Source organism: Cohnella sp. OV330 (assembly GCF_900112065.1).
Taxonomy (GTDB): Bacteria; Bacillota; Bacilli; order Paenibacillales; family Paenibacillaceae; genus Cohnella.
Genome location: NZ_FOKE01000008.1, coordinates 176,250 through 189,444, shown reverse-complemented (window position 1 = coordinate 189,444; position 13,195 = coordinate 176,250). Strand labels below are relative to the sequence as shown.

Below are 13,195 nucleotides of genomic sequence, written 5' to 3'. Positions count from 1 at the left end.
CTGGTACGCTCCTCCGTCAAACAACGACAATCTGTCCCGGATGCTCGGCGACGGTCTCGCCGACGATGCGCGCTTCGACGCCGGCCGCGATCAGCGCTTCATGCAGCGCTTCCGCCTGTTCGCCGGCCACGGCGATGAGCAGGCCGCCCGAGGTGACCGCGTCGCAAAGCACCCAGCGGTCGGTCTGATCCATCGCTTCGGGGAACGTCACGTGCGGCGATACGTGCTCGTAATTCTTTTTCGTGCCGCCCGGTACGAGACCGCTCTCCGCGAGCTCTCGCGCGCGAGGCAGCACAGGCACGTCCGCTTGGCGAATACGGATGCCCACGCCGCTGCCTTTGGCCATCTCGAGCGTATGTCCAAGCAGCCCGAAGCCGGTGACGTCTGTACAAGCGTCCACCGTATAGCCGGCCATCGTCTCGGCGGCAATCTTGTTCAGCGTGGCCATCACTTGCGTCACGCGCGCGATCTCGCTCTCGCTCAGCCGATCGTTTTTGATCGAAGTCGTGAGAATGCCGACGCCGATCGGCTTCGTCAGTATAAGCTTGTTGCCCGGCTTGGCGCCCGCGTTCGTCTTGACGCGATCCGGATGGATGACGCCGGTGACGGCAAGCCCGAACTTGGGCTCCTTGTCGTCGATGGAGTGGCCGCCGACGAGCGTCGCCCCCGCCTCTCGCACTTTATCCCCTGCGCCGCGCAAAATGTCGGCCAGTATTTGCTTGTCCAGCGTGGTGATCGGGAACGCAACGATATTTAATGCCGTTAAAGGTTTGCCGCCCATCGCGTAAATATCGCTGATGGCGTTGGCGGCCGCGATCTGGCCGAACGCGTACGGGTCGTCCACGATCGGCGTGAAAAAGTCGACGGTCTGCACGATCGCCAGCTCGTCGCTTAGCTTGTACACGCCAGCGTCATCGCTCGTATCGATGCCGACGAGCAGGTTGGGATCAGCAGGTCCTGCCGGCAAACTTCGGATCACCTCGGACAGATCCCCGGGTCCGATCTTGCAGCCGCAGCCGCCCTTGCTCGACAGCGAGGTCAATTTGATTTTTTCTGATGCGCTCATCGTTCCGAATCTCCTCCTACGTTCTGCGGCTTTAAATGCACACTTCCTTGAAGTCGTAAGCGGCCTCGATATTCGGGAATACCGCGCCGGCATGTCCGATCAGCGCTTCGACGTCCTCGTCGGCGTACCTCGCGCTGATATGGCTGACGACAAGCCGTTTGGCGCCGGCCGCCGCGGCAGTCTCCGCCGCTTGCAGGAACGTCGAATGGCCATATAGCGCCGCCTTTTCCTCCAGCCCGATGCCGAAAGTCGCTTCATGGACGAGCAGATCGGCATCCTTGGCCAATCGGGCTGCGCGATCGCATTTGACCGTATCGCCTAAAATCGTGACGATTCGTCCTTTCGAGCAGGGACCGACGGCATCGGCCGCCCGGATGACGGAGCCGTCCGGCAGCACGATATCCTCGCCGCGCTTGAGCTTGCCGTAGAGCGGGCCGGGCGCCGCGCCGCGGCTGGCCAGATACGCCAAATCGAGCTGTCCCGAACGGGGATGCTCCTCGATCCGGTAGCCGAAGCTGCGGACGCGGTGCGCCAGCTCGCCGGTCTCGATCCTGAAGCGCCCGTCGTCGAACGCTTCGCCGTCTCCTTCAAGCTCGTGGATCTCGAGCTCATAATTCAAATGCGCTTCGCTGTATTGGAGCACGCTATCCACATATGCGCGCAATCCCGGCGGTCCGTATATCTCCAGCTTCCCTGCGCCTTCATAATACGTACGGCTGCTTAAAATGCCAGGCAATCCGTACACATGGTCTCCGTGCATATGCGTGATAAAGATCCGGTTCAGCTTGCCCAGCTTCAGCTTGGACTTCAGCAGCTGATGCTGCGTGCCCTCGCCGGCGTCGAATAGCCAAAACCGGTTTTGATCCTCGGGGAAGACGAGCGCGATCGACGTCACGTTGCGATGCGCGGTCGGCCGGCCCGCGCTCGTGCCTAAAAATAACAGCTTCATGAACCGCACCTCGCTTGGTTTCGCCGGCGATCGGCAAGAATACGCCTTATGATGCCAAATGACCATGGCATAAATCCAATCCGAACCTTAAAGCAGCGGCTCATCGAGTCCGTCATACATCTTCTGGAGCAGGGCATGCAAAGCATCGATCTCTTCAGCGGTTAAATGGGCCGTCAACAACCGGTTATAATCGTCTAAAATCGCTTGCAGTTTCGGTTCGAAGGCGGTAGCGACTTCCGTCGGATAAAGTCTGTACGACCGCCGGTCTTGCTCGTCGACCGTACGCGTTACGTACCCTGCTTCCTCCAGTTGCCGGATGCACCTGGTGGTCGTGGCTTTGTCGAATTTGACCACGCTCGTCAGCTTGTCCTGATTCATGCCGGGCGTCGCCAGGATCGCTTTAAGGTAGCTGTGTTGCCCGCCGCTTCCGATACCGTGGGGCTTCAGCCTTTCAGCCAACTCCCGCTGCGCGATGCGGTTGATGAAAGACATGAGCTTGCCTACCGTATACGGTCTCATGTCTGGCCTCCTTCCGGCGTTGCGATCGAATAGTCATAGCTTAGCGCATATAAGTTGCTGTCGCAACTAAATTGAGTTACACTAGCCTTGCCCAAATTAGTTGCGTTCGCAACCATGCAACGAAAAGGAAGGTTGGCATTCGATGACTTACCAGGACGATCCGATCATCCAGAAAAACCGTTGGCTCATTCTCGTCATCCTTAATCTGTTCACGTTCATGGCTACGTTGGACGGCAGCATCGTCAACATCGCCCTTCCCGTCGTCTCGCGGGAGCTGCGGCTTCCCGTCGCGCAGACCGAATGGATCGTCACCGCCTATCTAATGACGATCTGCGCGGCAATTCTGTTCTTCGGGAAGCTCGGCGACATCATAGGCAAAATTAAAATATTTCGATTAGGCATGATGATCTTTACGGTCGGTTCTTTATTGTGCGGACTCAGCACCAGCCTGACGGCGATCGTAGCTTCGCGCCTCGTCCAAGCGCTCGGCGCATCGATGACGATGGCGAACAGCCAGGGCATCGTCACGGACATTTTCCCCGGCAGCGAACGAGGGAAAGCATTGGGTCTAACCGGCACCTTTGTTTCTCTTGGCATTATCGCCGGTCCGAGTCTTGGCGGAATTATTTTATCCAGCCTCGGCTGGGAGTATATATTTTGGGTCAACGTTCCCGTCGGACTCGCAGCGCTCGCGATCGGCTGGCGGAAGCTTCCCGAGGACCTCACCAAGCTCAAAGTCAAGATCGACGCGGCCGGCAGCGCCTTGTTCACCGTCTTTATTTTATTGCTGTTCGCCGGCCTGCTGCTCGGGCAGCAATATGGGTACGGCCAGCCTTGGATCATGTCGTCGCTAGTCGTATCGGCAATCGTGTTCGTTTATTTTATCCGTTTCGAGAAAAGGACCGTTTCGCCGCTTTTGCAGCTGTCGATGTTTCGCAATCCGCTCTTTTCGCTCAGCATTTTATGCGGTTTTCTCGTTTTCGTATCTAATTCCTGCTTTAACATCGTCGCTCCCTTTTACGTTCAGGACGTTCTCGGCTTGACGCCGTCCCAAGCGGGATTGCTCATGATGCTTTTCCCGATCGTCATGGTTGTCGTCGCGCCGTTAAGCGGCGCTCTCTCCGACAAGATCGGTTCCGAACTGTTGACGTTCATCGGCCTCATCGTACTCGTCGTCGCGCAGCTGGGCATGTCCAGGCTCGACGGGGACAGTTCCATTGCGCTCGCGGGCGCCTGGATGGCGCTCCTGGGTCTCGGCAGCGGCTTGTTCCAGTCGCCGAACAATTCGCTTGTCATGTCCAAAGTGCCCAAGACGCAACTAGGCATCGCCGGCAGCATCAATGCGCTCATTCGCAACGTCGGCATGGTCGCTGGCATCACGCTGGCCACGACGACGCTCTTCGCCGTCATGAGCGCGAAAGCCGGGAGCCGAATCAAAGATTTCGGCTCCGTAAGTTCCGATCTGTTTCTCGCCGGCATGCACGTCGTTTTTCTTGCCGCTTCGGCCATCTGCATGGTCGGCGCGCTGTTGACCGGCTGGCGGCTCTGGTCCGCCAGGCGCAGCGCCCGCGAGAAGCCGCTGAACGCTTAGTTCGGCGGCTTTTTAGCGAACGTCGCGGACGCTTGCTTTCAGCCAATAAGGCCCCCTAATGACCGCGCGCCCATGCGGCGAACGCACGGTTAAATAGAACGTCTGCGATCGTTCGCCCCCGACCGCCTTGTATGTGAGCTTCGTTAAGGCGCTCGCGAAGCACGACTCTAGCGACCATTCCACGACTTCCCCGTCCGGCCCTCCTTTTCGAAGCATGATCTCGAGCTCTCCCATGTCCCAAACGCCTGAATTGTCCCATCCGATCTCGATGCCGATCCTGATCTCGTCCGTCGGCTCCACTTGCTGCACCTGCACCGCGGTCAGGACGATTTCGTCCTGCACGGCGAAACTCGGAAAGCTGTCCTTCGCGGCGCCGCTTTCTACCCTTTGCTTCATATCGCACCTCCCCTGAAACCCTTCTCCCCTTCCCTTCAAGTTATGAATTCGTTATGGCGATGGACAGGGCTGCAAAAACGACAGTATCCTTTACAAGCGGCTTTCTTCCCCTTCCTTTCATCCATACCATAAGACTTCATCCGGCATTCACTGTTAGGAGAGGGCGACGTTCCGAAGGAGGAATCGGCATGCGGCTAGCCGATATCAAGGGTGATTACGATGGTATATTTAGTCTAGGTTGGCTGTGCTTGACCGCAATTCAGCTGGAACGAAACGGACTGCGGCCTTTCGCCGGCCCGATCGATTTTGTCGCCTCCTATACGCTGCCCGACATCAGCCGGTTCTTGCGCAACCGCGGCGAGGGCTTCATGGAGCGCGGCCATTTACGATTCGAGCATACGTTCGGCGGTACCCACCATCTTGTCAAAGAAACCGCCTATAACGTAATCTCCAATCACGACTTTTTCGCGCATCAAAACGATCCCGTTAATCTTGAGATGTATGCCTACGTCAAGACGAAGTACGATCGCCAGCGGGCAAGGCTGCTGGAGCGCGCAGCTAACGGCAAACGCCTACTATTCGTCCGGTGCGGAGGCACCTTCGATGAAGTCAAGGAGCTGCGGGATACGCTCGATGAATTCGTCTCGCACGATTACAACCTGCTCCACGTAAGCGAGACGAGCACGAAGACGCTCAAGGAGACCGACTGGCCGCTTGCACGCGTTTGTTCGGTGGAGCTGCCGGGAGACCATGAATCCGTCTGGAACGGCAACCATGATTACTGGAGCTATATGCTGAGCGACATATGCTATCGGGAACTTGACTGAGCGCGAAAAAAAGAGCATGGCTAATTGCCATGCTCTTTTCTTTCAAGCCCCAAATCCGCCTGCAGTATCTTTGGACGTTTCACCGAAAGACGCCGCTGCCTTTCGTAACGAGCCGTAAGTCTGCCAGACGCCATAACTTACGAGCAGCATGACCGCCGGGAGCAAATCGAGCCGATAGCGCGTCTGAATCTCGATCGCCAGGTGCGCGCCCGCATAGATTAGCAGCAGCAAGATATACAGCAGAGGCCCTCTGTACATGCCGGCTCTCCAAAGCGCAAGTAACGCAAACAGCGCAAAGCCGCAAAACACGACGTATTGCGGTCGTTCGGCCATGCTAAGCGAACGCTCAAGCTGGCTGTGACCGGACCCTTCAAGGCTCCAATAGGCCGACGAGTCCCCGCTGCCCCACATCAGCGCCAGCTTCCTGCCCATCAACGCCGCCACTTGCGTTTTGTTTTCAAGCCTTTCCTTGATTCGCTGAAGCTCCGCATCATGCCGTTCGTCGCCGAACGCAAAGCCGTTGGCATATTGGGCGTCCTCTTTGTTCCAACCGCCATTGGCGTCCGCATTAAGCCCTACCATGAACTTCCAATACTTATCTCCATCCGACAAGGCGCGTTGCGTAATACCCGCGTTCTGAAGCGATGCGTTCGCGGACCATTGAATCGCGGCATAGATCCCGATCATGGCGAGCAGCATGCCCGCTTGCCGCCAAGCTTTCCGCCTTCTTCCCTCGCGCAGCTTTTTCCACACCTCTAGCATAGCGAACAGTGCGATGCCAGTCAGATAAACCACGCCGATCGGCCGGATCAATTGACCGATTCCGATCGCGAGCCCCGCCCACAACCACGACAGCAGCGATCCTCTGCGTTTCAATAAGAGCGAGCATCCCAGGAAAAACAAAAACACGGACAGGTGCTGATTCGTAAGCACGGAACACATCAAAATATTCGGCAAATAAAAAGCGTAAAAACACGCCGCGATTCTCCCGCAAGTCTCGTTGAATAAACGAGCCCCCGTAAAATAAAGGATAACGGCGGTTCCCATATTAAACAGAGCGCCAATAACCTTTAAAACGAATATAGAATCGCCGAATAGGCGAATGATCGCGGCCTCGTACATCGTAAAGCCGAGCTGATAGGGAAAACTCGTAAAATAAGCCGAATCCGCAAATCCGAATTTTCCTGCCGCAGCCTCGCGCGCCGCTTCATACAAAAACAGGAAATCAGAGCGGGGCACCATATTGTTAAACCAAATCCATCCGATCCGAACGCCCAGACCGGCCACGGCGAGCAAAACGAGAAACGTCCTTCGCCCCAGCCGCCGGTTCAGCACATGCGCGATCAGCAAAGCTACAAGTGCGCAACAAACGGTCGATGCAAGCGTCTGCGCAAAAGAACCGTAGGCATCTACCGTAAATATGAACGACGATATAAAAACAACCGCCATAAACAAGCTTCCAATAGTCAGAAACAATCGCGCTCCATACATGCATGACACTCCCAATGGCGCATAAGCGATATCATTCCGCCCGCGCCCATCTTCTATTGGAGTCTATCACACTAACCACCCTATTAGAAATCATTCTGCGTTCGCTTAGCGCGTGAATTTCGTTTAAATCCAGGACAAATACACGCTTTTTCTCGCATTTTAACGATATCCCCTTCGCACAGGATGAATGAAAAAGCGATTGTTCGCCGCTTCTGTTTCCGCTTCTGCCGGTGGCGACTAATGCGTTACTCAAAATCGCAAGTCGATAAGGATAGCAAAGGTACATGAAAGACGAAACTCGGTCCTAGATCAAGAAACGCAGAGCGAACGAGACAGCTGCGCAGAATGCTTTAGACCGGTAAAACGGACGGAGCGGACGCCGAGCCTCTTGCGCACGAGCTCGGGTTGCGTAATGGTGCCGATCCGGCCGCAGAGGGACAGCAACGTATTATAGCCGTCCGTCTTTACGTTCATGCGAAAGCAGTATTCGTCCAAATAGGCCTGTAGATGCTTAGGCCCGATGCCTCCGAACGTCCGCGCCAGCCAACGGATGGCGCCGCGCCATACTGCTCCCAGCTCCGTCACGCCGGCGCTTCCCGACGCTTTGACGATCTCGATGCGCCGATATCCTGCACGGTCGTCCACCGCATGCCGCCATAAAAACGCGCCGAACGAATCGACGTCGAACGTACGACGATTGAATGACCTCGCGGACAATCTTTTAATTTTAACCTCCGCAAGCCCACCGCTCTCCGCATCGATCGAAGCGCCCGCAACGGCCGGTTCATCCCGGTAAGTTAACGGATCTGACGGTCTGTTCGTCGCCGGCCGCGCGTAAAAATCCCCCAACAGTTGAAGATCCCCCGCAAGGAGACGGCCTTCGTCGTGCACTTGGATCGCGTAGCGAAGCTTGTGATTGATGAGCCAAGCCGTCTTGTAAGTAACCTGGATAAGCTCCGCCAACAGCTTAGCCGAGATACCTGTCTGCATCAGATACGACGCTTGAAACCATTTGACGAGCGGCGTACGGGTGCCTTCTAAAATCGTACCCGCCGTGAGCGAAGTTTGACGGGCGCATGAGCTGCACTCAAACAACCGGCGGCCGCGGGAAACAATTCGATAAAAGTCGAGTCCCCCGCAACGCGGACAACGAAAGCCGTCAGGCCACTTCGCACGAAAAAGGGCAGTCTCGCAATCTTCTTCGCAAAAAGTCGGCGCCTGCTCGCACAAACGGTTTGAAACGCTCATCCTATTCCCCCCGCCCAAACAAGATCATATGTTCCCATTGTACCTTTTTATTCCACGGAGCGCAAATCTCTGTTTTCCCTGTTCGAAGGGGATTATCGTGCTAATCTGTGAAATGGGGAGTTGCGTACCGTAGCGACAAACGAGAAAACGCAGGCTGCCGGCAGCGGAAATAAATAAAACCCGCTTGCGCGGGTTTAGGCTTTAACGATGTTCACTCTTCGGTATCGACATTATGATAAACCTGCTGAACGTCTTCGAGATCTTCGATCGCATCAAGCATTTTCTCGAATTGTGCCTGCGCGTCTTCGGTCAGCGTCACGTAGTTCTGCGGGATCATCGAGAGCTCGGCGACGGCAAATTCGGAGATGCCGGCTTGCTTGAACGCCTCCTGCACGGCATGGAACTGTTCGGGATCGGCGTAAACGATGACGGTATCGTCTTCTTCGACGACGTCGCGGACGTCGACGTCCGCTTCGAGCATCAAGTCGATCACCTCGTCAGCGGTCTTGCCGGAGACGCCGATAACCGCGGATGCGTCGAACATATAGGCGACGGAACCGTTCACGCCCATGTTGCCGCCGTTCTTGCTGAACGCCGCGCGGACGGCCGAAGCCGTTCGGTTGACGTTGTTCGTGAGGGCATCGACGATCACCATCGAACCGCTAGGACCGAAGCCTTCGTATCTCAGCTCGGAGTAGCTCTCCTCTGACGATCCCTTCGCTTTGTCGAGCGCCCTGTCGATGATCGCTCTGGGTACGTTGTATGTCTTCGCACGTTCAAGTACGACCTTGAGCGCGCGATTCGCTTCCGGATCCGGCTCGCCCTTCTTGGCCGCTACGTAAATCTCGACGCCGAACTTGGCATATACGCGACTTGTATTCGCGTCCTTGGAGGCTTTCTTTTCTTTAATGTTGTTCCATTTGCGTCCCATGCTTCTACCTGCCTTATATCGATATAAAAAGCCACTTAGGCAATATTCTGATAGGACGGTATGCGAATGTCAAGCTTGGACGCGCCGCTCGGCGCGCATATTGCGCCAATCAGCCTAGTATGCAGGAATCCCAATAGCGGATTTAGGTTATCGTTCGCAAACTTCCGCCTATTATGCACGGACCACCGGCTTAAGGATGCAATAGCAGTTCGGCGAGAACGCGCATGGACGCCATCAGCTGATCGAGCGGCGCTCTGCCGGCCGATAGCCGGAGCGCGTTTTCCTCGGGCGCATCTCCGTGAATCGCGTTCAGCCTGAGCGAATCGAAACCGAAGCTGCCTCCTGAGATCAGATGCATGCCGGACGGTGCCGCAGCGGCGCAAGCATCGATGCGATTCTGATAAGCCTGCTCGGATAGCTCTCCATGCAGCCTGATGTAGAATACGGTGCCGATCCAATGCTGTCCCTCGAGCAAATACTCGTCCGAAGCTTTTACGGATAAATTAAAATCCTTGATCCTGCCTTGGGTTTGAAGATATTGCAAAAACGCGTTCAGCCAGTGCGCGTTTCGATTTAGGCGGACGAGTCGCGCTGAGACCGTAGCGAAGTCGGGAGCCGGCAGCTGACGGACGTCAAGCGGGCTGGCGCCGGCATCGATAATGGACAGCAGGTCGATCCAGCGGGATCGATGCGTCTCCTCTGCCATCGGTTGCCCGCTGGCGACCAGATAGCCGACATTGGCAAGGTCGAAGCCATACTGTAAATACTTGATCCCGCTCTCTACGCTCACAAGAATGATATGCGAAGGCAAGCTGTCCGCATATCGCTCGAACATCGGGTTGGCGATGCCGGTGAGCGTCCTGTCCACGATGACGAACAGAAGCTCTTGCCTGTACGGCCGGTGACGACGTAAACAATCGAATAGCCTTCGCAGGTCGACCGGCGGCTTGATCGGCCAGCATTGTCCGGGATCGACGATCAAACAGCCGACAGGCTGAGACGTCTCAAGTATCGCGTAAATGTCGTCCGGACCTGCTTCCTGGACGTCGTCCAGCAGCGTGCGTGCGAGTTCGATGCCTTCGCCGTAGAAGCCGGACTGGAGGACGCAAGGCAGACGCTCGCCCGCAAACGATCGATAAGCTGCGATGGCGAGCTCCAACGCTTTCATGCCGGATGTCGTCAACAAGAGCGAGCTGCGGCTCCTTAACCGGTCGGGAATGCCGTAGAATGCTCGCATCGCGGCATCCTCGTATTCTTTTACCGCCTCGCTGCCGTAACAGCGCTGGTAGGTTCCCTCTTCCTCTTGCGCGAAGCCCGCTTCGTCGGCGAGCGTCTGCCGCCCCGCGTGAGATTGCTTGCCGGGCGTCTGCCAGTCGCTGCCCGATACGATGCCGCCTAGCTGCTTGTATAGCTTGCGGATCTCGTACTTTAAGGTCAAATAAGCGTCCCAAGTACAGGCAGCCGGTTGTTCGATAAAAGATTCCGCTCGACCGTCGAGTTTATCCACCTGCCGCGCGAAGGCAGCCGCCAACTCACGCTCGAACGGTGCGTCGGGATAAATGGCATCGTAAAATCCGATTTCGCGCCGGACGCCTTGAAGCAGCCAGCGGAGCTCCTCGGCGTCACGCTGCCGGTCGATATTGCCGATTTGCACGAGCTTGGCGGCGTCCGAAGCCTCGAACGGTCGATCTTTCAACATGGGGCTCCAATCCCAATTCTTCGGATCGAGATCTGATGAAGAGAGATGTTCGTCGCTCATCACGATTCGCTTCCCTCCTTGCGAATGATACGGTCGGAATGGCCTCTTTTACCCCGTCGCAATCCGCGGCAAACGCCAATCAGAGGTCCTGACGGACCTCCTCGGGAAAAACGTTGGAAAAGGTATGGCCAATCAAGCCTTCGCGGGCTGCGGGTCTTCCTTTGGGCGAATTAAAAACATCGTCAGAAGCGCGGCCGCAAAGGCGCAAACAACCATGACCCAAAAAAACAACGATACGGACTGCTGCATCAGTACGGAAGCCGCGGGCGGACCGCCCGCTACGCCGACGAAGCGCATACTGCTGTAAAACGAGCTGATCGAGCCGCGCTGCTCTTTTTCGATACCTTCGGTAACAAAAGCGTCCAAACAGGGCAATGCTGCTCCGATTCCGAGTCCAGCCGCGCTGAGGAGGGAAATACGCCACACCGTAACGTCCCACACCAGACAACCCGCTACGGCCAACGCCGTGATGAAGAAACCGACCGTAACGGTCCATTTCATCAATTTTTTACGTCTGCCGATCCATTTGCCAGCGGCGAACGATGCCGCGCAGAGAACGGCAAGGGGAATGGCCAGCACCAGCCCTTTAATGATTCCCTTCATATGGTGCTCCTTTTCGAGCGTCTCGGACAAATAAAACAAAAGGCCGAAAAGGATAAACATGGTAAAGCAAATGACGATAAACAAAGCCGTTAGCCAGCGGGCCTTTTCTTTGTACAGCTTCCACACGGTGCGGAGAAACGCTTTGGGGCTCGGCGGCTTCTCCTTCTTGTCCGTTTTCGGCGAACGGACGAGCCACGCTACAAGGACGATGGAAACCGCGCAAAGCACGGGAATCGACCAGAATGGCGTCCGCCACGCGATGAGGGCCAGCGCCGAACCGAGAATCGGACTAAGTACTTTTCCGAACGTATTGAACGTCTCGATGAGTCCAAGACCCGTGCTAATCTGCTCTTCGTCCTTGAACATGTCGCCGACGAGCGGCAGCACGATCGGCATGGCGCCTGCCGCGCCGATTCCCTGGAGCGCGCGCCCGGCGAGCAGCAGGCCGTAGCTGTTCATCCCCGCCGCCCAGATGCAGACGCCGCCGCCGGCAGCCGCCAAGATCAGGCTCGGGATAATGATTCGCTTGCGTCCGACCCGGTCGGACAAATATCCGGCTACGGGAATCAAAATGATCGCCATAATCGAATAGACCGTAATTACCAAGCTCGATTGAAGCGCGGAAATGCCGAGCGCCCGCTCGATCGCAGGGAGCACGGGGATCAGCATGGAATTTCCCAATGTCATGATTAGCGGGATGGAGGATAGCGCAAGGAGTGCCGCAGTTTGTCTACGGTCTTTGGCCTGCTTCATTTTCGGCAACCTTCTCCTCATCGTCGTTAGTCGTCGAGCCGGTATCAAGGCATTTGTCCTCGCATACTGTTTGCAACTTTCGCTCGATCCATGCATGACGCCATTCTGCCACGGCTTAACGGCGCAAAAAAAGCCGGCTGAGCCGGCCGATTCAAATCAACTGCCACTTGCATATCAAGCAAAGCGTATCCCCGCGCATCTCTGCGTTCAAGGAGCCCCCCATCTTGCTCATCAGGCCGCGCGCGATCGACAGCCCCAGGCCGGAAGCGATCCCCGAACGGGACGCATCCGCCATATAAAAGCGGTTGAACAACAGCTCCGTATCCGTGCCGCGCAGCTGCAGAGCTTCGTTCGCCAGCGTGAAGACCGCCGAGTCCGAACGGACCTCCAATCGGACGTCAAGCTTGCCGCGAGCATGCTTGATCGCATTGACGACAAGATTTTCAACCACTCTTCGCAGCGCGGATTCGTCGGCTCGGACCTCGATGCTCCGCGCGTCCAATTCGAACGACGGCGCGAGCCCCTTTTCCGTCATCTGGTCGTGGAAGCCCATCAGAATCTCGGGCAATAGCTTGTCGAGCCTTAGCTTCGTCGGCTTCAAGGCATAGTCCGTCGAATCGATCATCGCCAATTCGTAAAAATCGTTCAGCAAAGCCTGGAGTCGCAACGTCCGCTTGCGGATGACGCCAAGCGCTTCGTCACGCTCCTCGACCGACAATTCCCGGGAATCGAGCAGCTGAACGTATCCGAAAATAGACGTTAGCGGCGTTCGCAGGTCATGCGAGATATTGGCGACCGCCTGCCTGAGCTCCTCTTCGGTGCGCCTGCGTTCGGCATTCGCCCGAACGATCAAATCCGTGTGCCGGTTGACCTCGGCCGCCAGCGCCTCCATGTCGCGATCCGGCATGCCGATCGCGAGCTTCCCGGCGAACTCGCCTTCATTATACTGCCGCAGCTGCTTGGTTAGCCCGCGTATCTCTCTTTTGAACAATAGCAGGCGCAGCAGGCAGAGCGCTGCCGCCAACCCTGCGACAATAATGACGGCGAGCGGCATGTTCCTGC

General features: G+C 56.7%; 12 protein-coding genes. 2 read left to right on the top strand and 10 right to left on the bottom strand.

Features of this window, described 5'->3' with window-relative positions; genetic code table 11:
- Nucleotides 1–16 precede the first annotated feature (16 nt).
- From selD to BM235_RS19590, 3 genes are all read right to left on the bottom strand, one after another.
- Nucleotides 17–1,066, bottom strand: a complete 1,050-nt coding sequence (gene selD / locus BM235_RS19600; protein ID WP_090115918.1) for a selenide, water dikinase SelD — start codon at nucleotides 1,064–1,066, stop codon at nucleotides 17–19.
- Between the two features lie 31 nt (nucleotides 1,067–1,097).
- The gene (gene rnz / locus BM235_RS19595) at nucleotides 1,098–2,015 is read right to left on the bottom strand and encodes a ribonuclease Z (protein ID WP_090115917.1); all 918 of its coding nucleotides are present in this window, start codon (nucleotides 2,013–2,015) and stop codon (nucleotides 1,098–1,100) included.
- A gap of 87 nt (nucleotides 2,016–2,102) precedes the next feature.
- Nucleotides 2,103–2,534, bottom strand: coding sequence for a MarR family winged helix-turn-helix transcriptional regulator (locus BM235_RS19590; RefSeq protein ID WP_090115916.1), 432 nt, complete (start codon nucleotides 2,532–2,534; stop codon nucleotides 2,103–2,105).
- A gap of 142 nt (nucleotides 2,535–2,676) precedes the next feature.
- Here BM235_RS19590 and BM235_RS19585 point away from each other — a divergent pair, with 142 nt between their 5' ends.
- On the top strand, nucleotides 2,677–4,125 hold the full coding sequence (locus BM235_RS19585) for an MFS transporter (protein ID WP_090115915.1): 1,449 nt from the start codon (nucleotides 2,677–2,679) through the stop codon (nucleotides 4,123–4,125).
- A gap of 12 nt (nucleotides 4,126–4,137) precedes the next feature.
- On the opposite strand, the gene BM235_RS19580 is transcribed toward BM235_RS19585, so the two are convergent.
- Nucleotides 4,138–4,521, bottom strand: coding sequence for a hypothetical protein (locus BM235_RS19580; protein ID WP_090115914.1), 384 nt, complete (start codon nucleotides 4,519–4,521; stop codon nucleotides 4,138–4,140).
- A gap of 188 nt (nucleotides 4,522–4,709) precedes the next feature.
- On the opposite strand from BM235_RS19580, the gene BM235_RS19575 reads away from it, so the two are divergent.
- Entirely contained in the window at nucleotides 4,710–5,348 is a 639-nt protein-coding gene (locus BM235_RS19575; RefSeq protein WP_090115913.1) for a DUF1796 family putative cysteine peptidase, read from the top strand.
- A 42-nt stretch (nucleotides 5,349–5,390) separates the two neighbouring features.
- Here BM235_RS19575 and BM235_RS19570 read toward each other — a convergent pair whose 3' ends face one another.
- The 6 genes from BM235_RS19570 to BM235_RS19545 form a co-directional block, all read right to left on the bottom strand.
- Complete coding sequence (locus BM235_RS19570; protein WP_255374493.1) at nucleotides 5,391–6,470, bottom strand: ArnT family glycosyltransferase; 1,080 nt, start codon at nucleotides 6,468–6,470, stop codon at nucleotides 5,391–5,393.
- 678 nt (nucleotides 6,471–7,148) lie between these two features.
- Nucleotides 7,149–8,087, bottom strand: coding sequence for a transposase (locus BM235_RS19565; protein WP_090115911.1), 939 nt, complete (start codon nucleotides 8,085–8,087; stop codon nucleotides 7,149–7,151).
- 211 nt (nucleotides 8,088–8,298) lie between these two features.
- Nucleotides 8,299–9,018, bottom strand: a complete 720-nt coding sequence (locus BM235_RS19560; protein WP_090115910.1) for a YebC/PmpR family DNA-binding transcriptional regulator — start codon at nucleotides 9,016–9,018, stop codon at nucleotides 8,299–8,301.
- Nucleotides 9,019–9,208: 190 nt separating this feature from the next.
- Nucleotides 9,209–10,717: a hypothetical protein gene (locus BM235_RS19555; RefSeq protein ID WP_143106708.1), complete on the bottom strand. Its 1,509-nt coding sequence runs from the start codon at nucleotides 10,715–10,717 to the stop codon at nucleotides 9,209–9,211.
- Between the two features lie 192 nt (nucleotides 10,718–10,909).
- Complete coding sequence (locus BM235_RS19550; RefSeq protein ID WP_255374481.1) at nucleotides 10,910–12,133, bottom strand: MFS transporter; 1,224 nt, start codon at nucleotides 12,131–12,133, stop codon at nucleotides 10,910–10,912.
- Between the two features lie 151 nt (nucleotides 12,134–12,284).
- On the bottom strand, nucleotides 12,285–13,187 hold the full coding sequence (locus BM235_RS19545) for a sensor histidine kinase (protein ID WP_090115907.1): 903 nt from the start codon (nucleotides 13,185–13,187) through the stop codon (nucleotides 12,285–12,287).
- Between the last annotated feature and the right edge of the window lie 8 nt (nucleotides 13,188–13,195).

Excerpts from the sequence above, each read along its gene's own strand:
- selD (WP_090115918.1), bottom strand. The coding sequence starts at position 1,066 with ATGAGCGCATCAGAAAAAATCAAATTGACCTCGCTGTCGAGCAAGGGC.
- rnz (WP_090115917.1), bottom strand. The coding sequence starts at position 2,015 with ATGAAGCTGTTATTTTTAGGCACGAGCGCGGGCCGGCCGACCGCGCAT.
- BM235_RS19590 (WP_090115916.1), bottom strand. The coding sequence starts at position 2,534 with ATGAGACCGTATACGGTAGGCAAGCTCATGTCTTTCATCAACCGCATC.
- BM235_RS19585 (WP_090115915.1), top strand. The coding sequence starts at position 2,677 with ATGACTTACCAGGACGATCCGATCATCCAGAAAAACCGTTGGCTCATT.
- BM235_RS19580 (WP_090115914.1), bottom strand. The coding sequence starts at position 4,521 with ATGAAGCAAAGGGTAGAAAGCGGCGCCGCGAAGGACAGCTTTCCGAGT.
- BM235_RS19575 (WP_090115913.1), top strand. The coding sequence starts at position 4,710 with ATGCGGCTAGCCGATATCAAGGGTGATTACGATGGTATATTTAGTCTA.
- BM235_RS19570 (WP_255374493.1), bottom strand. The coding sequence starts at position 6,470 with ATGTACGAGGCCGCGATCATTCGCCTATTCGGCGATTCTATATTCGTT.
- BM235_RS19565 (WP_090115911.1), bottom strand. The coding sequence starts at position 8,087 with ATGAGCGTTTCAAACCGTTTGTGCGAGCAGGCGCCGACTTTTTGCGAA.
- BM235_RS19560 (WP_090115910.1), bottom strand. The coding sequence starts at position 9,018 with ATGGGACGCAAATGGAACAACATTAAAGAAAAGAAAGCCTCCAAGGAC.
- BM235_RS19555 (WP_143106708.1), bottom strand. The coding sequence starts at position 10,717 with ATGTTGAAAGATCGACCGTTCGAGGCTTCGGACGCCGCCAAGCTCGTG.
- BM235_RS19550 (WP_255374481.1), bottom strand. The coding sequence starts at position 12,133 with ATGAAGCAGGCCAAAGACCGTAGACAAACTGCGGCACTCCTTGCGCTA.
- BM235_RS19545 (WP_090115907.1), bottom strand. The coding sequence starts at position 13,187 with ATGCCGCTCGCCGTCATTATTGTCGCAGGGTTGGCGGCAGCGCTCTGC.